The organism is Gemmatimonadota bacterium (genome assembly GCA_026702745.1).
In the GTDB taxonomy this organism is placed as follows: Bacteria; JAAXHH01; JAAXHH01; order JAAXHH01; family JAAXHH01; genus JAAXHH01.
The window spans coordinates 37904-50248 of record JAPPBT010000066.1; the positions used below are offsets into that span (position 1 = coordinate 37904).

The following is a 12345-nucleotide window of genomic DNA, read 5'->3' on the forward strand; positions in this document are numbered from 1 at the left end:
CATGTCGAGACGAGCCGTCATCGTCGGCGCGGGGGTGACCGGTCTCAGCACGGCCTACCATCTCGCCCGCAAGTCGTACGGAAGCGTCACGGTCGTCGAGAAGGGACGCGTGGGAGACGGCGCCAGCAGCCGGGCCGCAGGGATCGTTACGGGACTGCTCTGGTCGGAAACCGGCGTTCTGGCTCGCAAGATCAGCCTGGCCCGGTTCAGGGAACTGTCCGGAGAACTGGATGGCTACAGGTTCCAGGACGTAGGTTGCCTGAACCTGTTCGATGCGGCGAGCTGGCCGGAACGGGAACGGCTGTTGCCCCTGTACGACCGCCTGGGTGTGGATTACACGGTCATGGACCGGACCGAGATGGCCGCGGCCTGGCCGGACCTGGCGCTGTCCGGTGAGCTGGTCGGGCTCTTCGATCCCCTGGGCGGCTACAGCGAACCGGACCACTACCTCCCGGCCCTGGCGGACGGATGCCGCGCCCTGGGTGTGGAGATCAGGGAGGGCTGCATGGTCTCCGACTTCATCGTGGATGGGGGACGCATGGCGGGCGTCGTCGCCGATGGCAGGCGCATCGAGGCCGATGCCGTGGTGAGTACGGTTCACGTCTGGACCCTTAAGGTTCTGGAAACCATCGGACTGCAACTGCCCTTGAAGTCGTTCGTGCACCAGCGTTACGTCACGGCGCCGCTACCCGCCCCGGTCCGGATCCCCGCGGTCAATGCCAATCCTTACGGCGGATACCTCCGGCCGCATTACGGACAGCGCTTGCTGGCGGGCATTGAGAACCCCGAAGCGACGGAGTTCCGCGTACCCGACCGCAAATTCCTGATGTCGACGATTACCCCGCCGCCCGGGCTCGACGAGGCCGCGCGGGAAAACCTGCTCCCGCTCGTACCCGGGGCCGGTCAGGCTGGCCAGACCGGCCTTATCGGCTGGGAAATAGAGAAGGCGGGACTGCTGTCCTTCTCCGCGGACGGCGAACCGGTACTCGGACCCGTGGAGTGCTTTCCGGGGCTGTACGTGGGCGTCGCCTTCCATTCCGGTGGCTTCGCCTACAACCCGGCGGCAGGCGTATTGCTGGCGGGATGTGTCGCAGACGGGCGGCCAGAAATCGATATCGGGGATTTCTCGCCGAACCGTTTCGATCCCCAGGAGACGGAAGCCTACAACCGGACCCGGATCACCCACGGAAAATACAGCATGCCCGGCCTTACCCGCCGGCATTGACAGGAAGGCGCCTGACCATGGACACGAACGCGGAGAACCGGCTGGACGCCAAACAGGTCGACGCGTTCCGCCGCGCCCTGCTCGACTGGTACGGCGAGAACCAGCGGGATTTACCGTGGCGGAGTGTCCGCGACCCTTACGCGGTCTGGATCTCGGAGATCATGCTCCAGCAGACGCGGGTAGACCAGGTACGGCCCTACTACGACCGGTTCATGGAACGTTTTCCCACGGTAGCGCACCTGGGCAAGGCCCCGCTCGAGGATGTCCTGAAGGCGTGGGAAGGCATGGGATACTACGCCAGGGCGAGGAACCTGCATCGCGCCGCCCGCCGGGTCGTCGACGAACACGGCGGGCAGATACCCGATGATCCCGCGCGGATCTCCGATCTGCCGGGCATCGGACCCTACACGGCTGCCGCCATATTGAGTATTGCCTTCGGGAGGGACTGTCCGGTCGTCGACGGCAACGTCGTTCGCGTATTGAGCCGCCTTTTCCACCTCACCGACAACCCGTCTTCCTCAGCGGCCAGAAAGAGAATGGATGGCCACGCCGGGCGACTCCTCGCCCGAGGGCGGGCGGGCGACTTCAACCAGGCCATGATGGAACTGGGGGCCACGATTTGCACGCCGCGCAACCCCCGCTGCGATGAATGTCCTGTGAATACTTTTTGCGAAGCCCTCAAGTTGCTTCCGGACCCTTCCGTGCTGCCGCGAAAACGGCCGCGCGCGCACCGGCCTCACCGTCATGTCGCGGCCGGCATCGTACGCCGGAACGACAAGGTGCTGATCGTCCGGCGGCCGACGGACGGCCTGCTGGGTGGACTGTGGGAGTTCCCGGGAGGAACCGTCAGTAAAGGGGTCGAAGGGGAAAAGTTTCTGGCTGAAGAAATGAAAAACACGATGGGGATTGATATCCGTGTCGATCGCGCCGTGGCCACCCTCAGGCATGCCTTTACGCATTTCGAAATGACGCTACAGGGCTACAGCTGTTCATACCTGGAAGGGGTAGCCCGCCATCGCGACGGAAACGAATGCCGATGGGTTCGATTCGACGACCTCGGCCGTTTCGCTTTCCCCAGGGCTTATCAGCGCTTGATTGAAGCCTCGGCGATGGTCCGAGAAGACCGGCAGCCTGCCGGTTACGCGTAACGTGCGCGCCGGACGGGTGCTACCCATCCGGCGCAATCCCGTCCGGCACGGCATACTACCGGGCGCTACCGGGCGCTGCCGGGCGCTACCGGGCGCCGACGCCGATTCAGCGCCGCTTCGCCGACGATTCGGGACGGGCGGCCGGTTTCCCGGCGACGCCGTTGTTTTCGACGGATTCGTCCTGACCCGGCGGTGCGAAGATCGCACGGACTTTCTCTTCGATCTCACCGGCGAGATCCCGCTGTTCCCTGAGCAACTGCCGCACGTTCTCGCGGCCCTGCCCGAGCCTTTCGTCATTGTAGGAAAACCAGGTCCCGCTCTTTTCTATGATACCGTTGTTGACCCCGAGTTCGATCAGGTCGCTCTCTTTGGAGATCCCTTCCCCGTAGATGATATCGAACTGCGCTTCGCGGAAGGGCGCCGCCAGCTTGTTCTTTTTCACGGTACCCCGTACCTGGATGCCCGCCGAGGCGTCGTCTCCCTTGATGTTCCCGATCCTGCGCACCTCGATCCGGACCGAGGAATAGAACTTCAGGGCCAGCCCTCCGGTCGTCGTTTCCGGATTGCCGTACATTACCCCGATTTTCTGTCGGATCTGGTTAATGAAGATCAGGCAGGTCCTGGACCGGTTGATAACCGAGGTCAGCTTCCGGAGTGCCTGCGACATCAGTCGGGCCTGCAGGCCTACATGGGAATCGCCCATTTCTCCTTCTATTTCGGCCCTCGGGACCAGCGCGGCGACCGAGTCGATGACGATCACGTCCACTCCGCCGCTGCGGACCAGGATCTCGGCCACGTCGAGGGCCTGCTCACCCGTATCCGGCTGATGGATGAGCAGTTTGTCCATGTCCACGCCGAGGGCCCGCGCATAGCGGATGTCCAGCGCGTGTTCCGCGTCGATGAAGGCGGCCATCCCGCCCAGTTTCTGCGCCTCGGCCACGATATGCTTGGCCAGCGTGGTCTTTCCGGAGGACTCGTTACCGTATATTTCCACCACGCGACCGCGCGGCACGCCGCCGATACCCAACGCCAGATCGAGGGTCAGGGATCCCGTTGGTATGGACTCGACGGACAGTTGGGGGTTCTCGTCTCCCATCCTGATGATGGAACCCTTGCCGAACTGCCGCTCAATCTGCGATATGGCGCCGCTCAGCGCCTTCTCCCTTCCCGGATCGTTATCGTTCATGTCCGCGATCTCCCCTTCGTTGATGCAAGTGAACGTCCTTTTGGCATACCCTGTCCAATATGCCAAACATTTGTGTAGTGTCAAGCGAATTTCGCCTGACTATAATGAAATGGTCGTAAACCGGGTGAGGAAACTTGGAAAAAAGTATTTCAGAACGACCCGAAAGTAAAGTAATTTCGCGCCGAACCGGCCTGTTGCCCTGCACATGGAAAAAAACCGGAGAGGAAGGGCTTCGAAAGCCGTATATTATGACTATACACCCCCGTCTCCGTCGCTGGACCAGTCGACTAATGCGGAGCGTGAAATGATTGCTTTCAGGAAAATCTTCTGTCTCGGCGCAGCGGCCGTCTGCCTCCAGTGGGCATCATCGGGCTGTGCGGGAGCGGGTGCGCCGAGAACCATTTCCGACGACGCCGACAGCGCGAGCGTAAAAGCAACCGGTCTCGCGTTGATGAACGAAGGTGACTACGAAGGCGCCATCGCATACTACCGTCGGGCGCTGGCCCTGGACCTGACGGACTCCGAGGCCTTCGGAAACCTGAGCGTGGCCTTCTACTACCTGGGCAGATACGACGAGGCGTTGCGGGAAGCGCTGCAGGCCGTCGTTCTTTCACCCGACGAGATCAACTGGCGGCTCAACCTGGGCGCGATCTATACCCGCAAGGGGAACCAGGAAGGAGCGGCGAGAGCCTATGGCGCAGCCGTCGGTATCGCCCGCGGCCTGCCGGAGGAAAGCCGCTATCAACTCCGGAACGCCCTGATGGGCCTGGGCCGGTCCAGCGAACTGTCCGGTGCGTACGACCAGGCGCTGGACGCGTACGAGGAGGCGCTGGTATTTGCACCCGATGACGTGGCGCTGCTGACCGGGGTCGGCAACATTTACTTCCGCCAGGGACGGTTGGAAGAGGCCGAAGCGGCGTATCACCGGACGTTGGCACAGGATTCGACGCACACCGTGGCCAGGTACAATATGGCGCTGGTCTATTCCAGGACGGGGCGATACGACGAGGCGTTCGGACTGCTGGCGGACAACCCCGTTCTGGACCGGCGGCTCGAGAGCGCACTGGAAGGCAGTACCGTAAGCGCCGTGGACCGGTCGAGGACCCAGAGCATCGCGGCTTACCGCGCCAGGTTCGGGAGGATGGGCGGACCCCCGTCTCCCGGCAGCCGGCAGGGACGCCGGCCGCCGCCCTATGTCCATGTGAGGGGGCTGACCTATTACGAACAGGGCGCGTACGCGGAGGCGATGCAGGCCTTCGAACAGGCTCTGGCCGAGGATCCCGGGCTTGCGGAGGCGCATCTGTACATCGGAAACATCTTTGCACTGCAGGACCGCCAGGTGGAAGCGGTCGAAGCCTATGAAACGGCGATCGCCGTCGACGGGCAGTTCTTCGAAGCCTACAACAACCTGGGTACCATGTATGCCAACATGGACCGGACCGAAGATGCCATGGACGCCTACGGGAAGGCGCTCGCGTTGAACGACCGTTTCTACGACGCCCGTACCAACCTCGGGCTGCTGTACGCGGAGGCGGGCAGACTGGACGAAGCGGTCGAGGAGTTCAAGAAGGTCATCCGCGCCGAAGTAGGCATCGCCGAGGTCCACAACAACCTCGGCATCGTGTATCTCAGGCAGGGGAAGAATGAAGAGGCCAGCGAACAGTTCAAAAGGGCTATCGAGCTTCGCGGCGATTTCCCGGAAGCCTACAACAACCTGGCGCTCTCCTACAGCCGGGACGCCGGCCTGGACGACGTGATCGAGACCTGGCACGGACTCGCGGCCGGATGGGCAGGCCGCGATACCTCGAACCGCGCTGGCTTCGACCGGATGCCGCTCCGGCGGGTGGCCGCCCGTTCCTCCGCCGTTGGGGGGGAAGCGCGGTCGGCGTACCGGGACGGGGTCGAAGCCGCCTTCGGTTACGATCTAGAAACCGCGCTTTCACACTTCCGGGAAGCCCTTGCGGCACGGCCTGGGTGGAATGCCGCGCAGCTGGCCGTGGCCGCCGTATTGCTGGCCCAGGGGAAGTGGGAGGATGCGGCGACATCGGTCGAGCAGGCGATTGACCTGGAGGCCGCGGACCCGCTGCCCAACGCCATCCTGGCCATCGCAAGGGTTTCCGGCGGCGATTTCGAGTCTGCACTCGAAGCATGGGGGGATGCGGTACGCCTGTCCGGTGAGCAGGACGGCTCCGCCCCGTTCGAGGCGCTGACGGCGATGCGTGCGAGGACGGAAGCCGCGGACCGGGTGTTGCGCGCCCTGGACCAGGCTGTGTCGCTGCGACCGCGGTTTACGACCGCGCATTTCAATATTGGTCTTGTCAATGATATGCTCCATCGCTACCATCAGGCCATACAAAGCTACCGGGAAGTCGTCCGTTTCGCTCCGGAGCTGGGCGCCGGGCATTTCCGCCTGGGTATCGCGTACTTCCGGATAGGCGATTTCGAGAACGCCCGGGATTCGCTGCGTGCGTACATTCGACTCTCCCAGGACCCCATGCTTCTTCCCCAGGTGGAGACTTTTCTGAACAGATCGGGATAACCGGCGTGGCCGTATGCCCGGAAGAGAAACCTTCACGCCAATGACGGAAAAAACGCTCGAACAGGTCGTCGGGGAGAGACCGTTCCCCGAGTATGCTGCCTGGTGGCCGGTAGGGAGCGCATTCACCGCGTTCATGTCCGATGCCATCGTCGGCGAGTGGAAGGCGCTGGAACCCGACAGCGGTGCGCTGAACGACGTCCGGGAAGATGCCGAAAAGTACATCCGGACGGTTTACGGCAGGCCGGCCAGGCAGGAGTTGGTGGAAGCCTTCGTTCACCGGGACGGTGATTCGGCGCTGCAGTCGGGCGAATTCGACGCCCTTTCCTATGCCTTCTACAGATCCGCGTTCCGGCACATCGAAAGGCATACGGACCGCTTCTATGAGGGACTGGAAAGGGAACGCCGGCTGTTCACCATCCGGGTGGGCAAGCTGTTCTTCGACCGCCTGAATCGCCACCTCGCGCTGGACCTGCCCGATGGCCTGAACACGCCGGGGCAGCTCGAAAGGTTGTCCGCCGCCATCGACCGCGTCGGCCGTTTCCTGCACGACCAGGGATATCTCCGCAGTCATTTCGCCTTCAGATTCGACGTGGACATCGAGCAGGGAGCATCTCGAACCATCCAGCATGCCGGTGAAGTCGTCTCCCGTCTGAGGGAGGGTCGACTGGCTTACGCGCTGTACGAGATGGGCTATCCCGTCATCCTCCCCTCCGCGGTTTATCTCTACCACACGATCGGGGAAGCGCAGCATCATTCTTCCCGGACCATCGAGAACCTGTTCGGGGAAGTGGGGTACGACGCGAGGGAGACGGACGACTTCGATCCCATCGGTTATCCATCGGACATGGTGGTGGAACTCTGGGAGATCCGCAGCCTGTAGAGCCGATCGGTCGACGCGATCCGGGCGGCCCCGCACAGGGAGTACCAGTACCATGAAAACCACAAGTCCCGCCGCGCTGGTGGATGTCCGCCGGTACCCGTTGGAAGACCTTGGCAGCCGCGACGGCCAGGCATTCCTCGAGTCCTGCCGATCCGAGCTCGAGGAGAAATCCATTTGTGTACTCGAAGGGTTCTTGAATTCGCGTACGGTGGCCGGCATGGTGCGGGAGACCAGCGCCTTGATCCCGCTCGGTTACTACTACGACCGGCCGCGCACCAGTTACGAAGGAAACGACAACGTCGACCGGACCTGGCCCGCCGGCCATCCCCGGACCGTCGAGCATGTCAATCGATACCGCCAGGTCCTCAACTACCAGATCCCCAACGACAGTCTCGTGCGCAGCGTGTTCCACTGGCCGGCCCTGACCGAATTCGTGCGGAGTGTGCTCGGTTTCGACACCCTGTATACGAGCGCCTGTCCCCATCTCGCCCTGACGTTGCAGATCGCGCACGAGGGAGACAGCAACGGGTGGCACTTCGATTCCAATAACGGCAATATCACGCTGCTGATCCAGGCGCCCGATGCCGGCGGGGTATTCGAATACGTACCGGACCTCAGAGCGGACCACGACGAGCACTACGACGACGTGCGCGCCGTCTTCGAAGCGCCGGGGAAACGCGTTCGCCGCACGGACATCCGGCCGGGGACGCTGGTGCTGTTCAACGGCAAGTACGCCCTGCACCGGGTGTCACCGGTCGGTCAGACGAAACGGCCCCGGATCATCGCGATCTTCAGCTACGACAAGCGTCCGGACCAGCTATTCTCCCGGGACTATATCGAGATGGTACGCGGCTTCAGGCAGGACGCGCCCACGGGCTGAGCCCGCGTCCGGCAAGCGTAACGCTCGTCTGGTCGCGCAAGACCTAAAGACCGGAGCGCCTGGCCATGGTTTCCATAGAACCCTACGTGGTCGCCTTTTCCGACCTGGCCTGGTCCTACGTATTCTACCTGGTCATCGGCGGCGGTGCCCTCCTGCTGCTCTACAGCCGCTTCATGCCGTTCCGGTATTTGAAGCACGCCATCGACCTGGTACGCGGCAAGTACGATAATCCCGACGACCCCGGCGACGTCTCCCATTTCAAGGCGCTGGTCGCCGCCCTCTCCGCCACGATCGGCATGGGGAACATATCCGGCGTGGCCATCGCCATCACCACGGGCGGCCCCGGGGCGATCTTCTGGATGTGGGTCAGCGCCTTCGTAGGTATGACGACCAAGTTCTTCACCTGCTCGCTGGCCGTCATGTACCGTGGGCGGGATACCGCGGGCCGCATCCAGGGCGGGCCGATGTACGTGATTTCCGAAGGCCTGGGGGGCATCTGGAAACCGCTGGCCGTCCTCTTCGCCGTCGCCGGCGTCATCGGCTGTCTCCCGCTCCTGCAGCCCAACCAACTGATTCAGATCGTCCGGGACGTCGTTTTTTCGCCGTATCTGTCCTTCGAAGGCGGTCACTTCCGGTTCGATCTCGTCGCCGGCCTGATCCTGTCCGGTCTTGTGGCCACTGTGATTTTCGGCGGGATCACCCGCATTGCCGAAGTCGCCTCCCGCGCCGTGCCGGCCATGGTGGTCCTGTACATGGTCGCGACGCTTTGGATCATCCTGTACAACGTGGAGGAGGTTCCAGGATACCTCGCACGAATCGTTACGGATGCCTTCACCGGTGCGGCGGTGGCGGGTGGGGTAGTCGGCACGACCATCGTCACGGGGGTCAGGCGCGCGGCCTTTTCCAACGAGGCCGGCATCGGCACGGAAGCGTTGGCTCACGGCGCCGCGAAGACCGGAGAGCCGGTTCGGGAAGGCCTGGTCGCCATGATGGGCCCCGTTATCGATACGATGATCGTCTGTACGTGCACGGCCCTCGTGATCCTCATGACGGGCGTCTGGCAGACGACCGCGGACAACGGGGTGACGCTGACTGCAAGCGCTTTCGAAGCGGCCATGCCCGGTTACGGTGCTTACGTCCTGACCGTGTGCGTCTTCTTTTTCGCCGTAACCACGCTGTTGACCTACTCCTACTACGGCGCCAAGTGCCTGAGCTTTCTGATCGGCGCCGGGTATGCAAAATACTACAACGCGGCCTACGTGGTATTCGTCGTAGTCGCATCCGTCGCTTCGATCGACGCGGTGATCAGTTTCGCCGATGGACTGTTTGCCCTCATGGCGATTCCTACCATGACTTCCGCCTTGCGGCTCGCGCCACGGGTAATGAAGGCGTTTCGGAAGTACAACCCTTCCGCATCTACTGGTGGAACCCCGATCGGCCGGCCTTCTCCGGCATAATGATGTGCATCCGGAAAATGCCGGATTTGGTCAAACCCGCCTGATGGTCGGTTTACTAAAAAAACCAAACAATTTGTATTTACAACTTCACCTGATTACGACATATTGTAGTTACTACCTGTATCCCACGCCAATTCACTCTCACAAATAGGAGGAGGAATACTATCGATTCCACCATCTAATCGTAAGGAGAATCGTCATGAGACACCGCAAGTACCTTTCCTGGTTGGCCATTGGGCTGTTCGCCCTGGTTTCGACCGACGCCATGGCCCAGCAGGAAGAGGAATTGGAAGGCGTCGATTTCGTCGCTGAAGAAGTGACCGTAACCGGTTCCCGCATCAGGGGCGAAGCCGCAGAATCCACCGCCCCCGTTGTCATCCTTGCCAAGACCGAGATTCAGGAAAAGGGGCTCGCGTCCATCGGCGACGTGCTCCAGACCCTCACCGTCCAATCCAATGCCATCAATACCCAGGCCAATAACGGCGGCGACGGATCCACCCGGATCAGCCTCCGCGGACTGGGTGCCGGTCGAACACTTGTTCTGGTCAACGGCCGCCGTTTCGTGCCGGGCGGTACCGGGGCGAACTCGTCCGTCGACCTGAATTCCATTCCGGCATCCGTCATAGAACGGATCGAGGTGCTCAAGGACGGCGCTTCGGCCGTGTACGGTTCCGATGCCGTCGGTGGTGTAGTTAACGTGATCACGCGGTCCGACCTGGAAGGCGTGGAGTTCGAGTACTACCAGGGTGTCTCGGGCGCGGGCGACGGTGACGTGATCGACGCCAGTTTAACCGCCGGTCTGCGAAGCGGCCGGGGCAGCATCCTGTTCTCCGCGGGATACCACAACCGCAAGCCCGTCTGGACCGGCGATCGCGATTTCAGTAATGCGGACAAGGCCTACGACTGGGAGGCGAACGACGGTACCTTCGCGACGAACGGCAGTTCGGCCACACCTGAAGGAACGATCATCGACCGGCTGGGGGCGGAAGGCAACGCGGCCTGGCAGTCGATCGTACAAAGAGCCGGCGAGGACGCCGGGGTCTACTTTAACGCCCCATCGGGCGGATGGCGACCCATGAATTTCGGCGGTAACTCGGACGATGGCTCCGGCGACCTGTACAATTACCAGCCCGCGAATTACCTGTATACACCGCAGACCCGGTATTCCGCGTTCCTCAGCGGGAACTACCTGTTCAACGACTACCTGACCGGATTCTTCGAGGTGTCCTATACCAACCGGCAGTCGGACCAGAAGCTGGCGCCGACCCCGCTGTTTATATTCTTCGAAGATGATGTCTCGGTGTCGGCCGAGAACCAGTACAACGAATACGGACGCGACTTTCTCGACGTGCGCCGGCGCTTCGTCGAGGCGAGCAACCGCAATTTTCTGCAGGACCTGGACACCTACCGGATCGTCCTCGGAATGGAACATGAGTTCCAGGGATTTTCCGGGGACCTGGCCTTCTCTTACGGCCGTACCAGCGGAACCAACGTCAACGAAGGCCGGTTCATCCTGAGCAATGTAAGAAGGGCGCTGGGACCCGATTCGGAATGTGTGGCACCCTGCGTACCCCTGGACCTGCTGCATGGTCCGGGTACGATTACAGAGGACATGCTTAATTACATCTCGTATACCGGAATCGCAAGGGGATATACGACCCAGAGGGTCCTGCAGTACAACCTGACCGGCGACCTGTACGACTTGCCGGCGGGGCCCCTCGCAGTGGCCGTAGGGGCATCGTCCCGGTGGGAAGCGGGTGGCTCCATTCCTGATCCCATTACCGCCACAGGCAATACCACGGGTAACAAGGAAGAAGCGACCGAGGGCGACTACTCGGTCCGCGCGGTCTACGCCGAAACCAGCATTCCCGTTTATCAGAATGATATGGGCGGCCTGAACATTTCCGCCGCCGGCCGGCTGTTCAATTACGACACCTTCGGGTCGGACTTCACATACGAAGCGGGCGCCCGGCTCGAGCTGCCTCGAGGCCTGGCCTTCCGTTCCACGTACTCGAAGGCATTCCGCGCGCCAAGCATCGCCGAGATGTTTCTGGGCCAGAGCGACAGCTTCCCGCTGGTCAGCGATCCCTGCAGCGTCGTGGACGAAGCCGGCAATCCACGCAACCTGACCTCGCAGCAGATGCGCAACTGCGCTTCAGCGGGCGTACCGTCTGATTACGAAGACACCCGTGCACAACTCAGGGCCAGGGTCGGCGGTTCTACGGATCTCGATCCCGAGCGAGCCAACACAATGACGGCCGGTCTGGTGTACCAGCCCGAGTTCCTGGATAACCTCGACATTGCGGTCAGTTACTACACCACCAAGATCGAGGATGAAATCGGCGCGCTCGGTGCGGGCCTGATCCTGAGCAACTGCTACTCTCAGGACAGCCCTTCGGACTGCGACAAAGTCCAGCGTGACCAGAACGGCGTGATCAGAAACATCTTCTCGACCGCCACTAACATCGGCGAGACGGAAACAAACGGGTTGGACATCGAACTGAACTACATCGACGACACGCCCCTCGGTCTGCTATCGGCGCGGCTCGAGTCTAATTACCTCTTCGCCTACGACGTAATGCTGCCTGTAGCGGGTGGTTTCGAACTGGTACAGGGCAGGGGTTATTACGACCTGGGCGTATTCCCGAACTGGCAGCACAATGCCAATGTCGGGCTGAAGTGGGGCCGGGCATCGGCAGGTGTGAACTGGCAGTACATCGGTAGTTTCCAGGAGTGCGAGGACGACGACTGCAAGGGCCTGTACCGTGACGATGTGGGTACGGCCCCTCCGGTCCGGGACGTGGACGCGAACCACAGGTTCGGTATACAGGGATCCTACCGGTTCTTCACCGGCGCCGGTGGCACCGTGCTGACGGTCGGGGTGAACAACGTGTTTGACACACCGCCCTCGGTGATCTACAATGGATTCCTTGGCACGTCGGACGCTTCGACGTACGACTACCTGGGAAGGTACTTGTACGTCAGGCTGTCCCACTTCCTGTAGGCTGACTGAACGGTAAACAGACGGGT

General features: G+C 62.0%; 8 protein-coding genes. 7 read left to right on the forward strand and 1 reads right to left on the reverse strand.

Going from position 1 to position 12345, the window contains the following annotated elements; all coding sequences use genetic code 11:
* Position 1: 1 nt before the first annotated feature.
* Positions 2-1225 carry an FAD-binding oxidoreductase gene (locus tag OXH56_11355; protein ID MCY3555902.1) on the forward strand — a complete coding sequence of 408 codons (1224 nt, stop codon included), beginning with the start codon at positions 2-4 and terminating at the stop codon, positions 1223-1225.
* Positions 1226-1242: 17 nt separating this feature from the next.
* Positions 1243-2373, forward strand: a complete 1131-nt coding sequence (mutY, locus tag OXH56_11360; protein MCY3555903.1) for an A/G-specific adenine glycosylase — start codon at positions 1243-1245, stop codon at positions 2371-2373.
* A gap of 106 nt (positions 2374-2479) precedes the next feature.
* On the opposite strand, the gene recA is transcribed toward mutY, so the two are convergent.
* On the reverse strand, positions 2480-3559 hold the full coding sequence (gene recA, locus OXH56_11365) for a recombinase RecA (protein MCY3555904.1): 1080 nt from the start codon (positions 3557-3559) through the stop codon (positions 2480-2482).
* Positions 3560-3863: 304 nt separating this feature from the next.
* Between recA and OXH56_11370 the strand changes: the two genes are divergently transcribed.
* The 5 genes from OXH56_11370 to OXH56_11390 all read left to right on the forward strand — a co-directional run bounded on the left by OXH56_11370 (position 3864) and on the right by OXH56_11390 (position 12319).
* On the forward strand, positions 3864-6098 hold the full coding sequence (locus tag OXH56_11370) for a tetratricopeptide repeat protein (protein MCY3555905.1): 2235 nt from the start codon (positions 3864-3866) through the stop codon (positions 6096-6098).
* A gap of 40 nt (positions 6099-6138) precedes the next feature.
* Positions 6139-6978 carry a hypothetical protein gene (locus OXH56_11375; protein ID MCY3555906.1) on the forward strand — a complete coding sequence of 280 codons (840 nt, stop codon included), beginning with the start codon at positions 6139-6141 and terminating at the stop codon, positions 6976-6978.
* A 52-nt stretch (positions 6979-7030) separates the two neighbouring features.
* Positions 7031-7858 carry a hypothetical protein gene (locus OXH56_11380; GenBank protein MCY3555907.1) on the forward strand — a complete coding sequence of 276 codons (828 nt, stop codon included), beginning with the start codon at positions 7031-7033 and terminating at the stop codon, positions 7856-7858.
* 65 nt (positions 7859-7923) lie between these two features.
* Complete coding sequence (locus OXH56_11385) at positions 7924-9315, forward strand: amino acid carrier protein (protein MCY3555908.1); 1392 nt, start codon at positions 7924-7926, stop codon at positions 9313-9315.
* A 199-nt stretch (positions 9316-9514) separates the two neighbouring features.
* Positions 9515-12319, forward strand: coding sequence for a TonB-dependent receptor (locus OXH56_11390; GenBank protein ID MCY3555909.1), 2805 nt, complete (start codon positions 9515-9517; stop codon positions 12317-12319).
* Positions 12320-12345 lie beyond the last annotated feature (26 nt).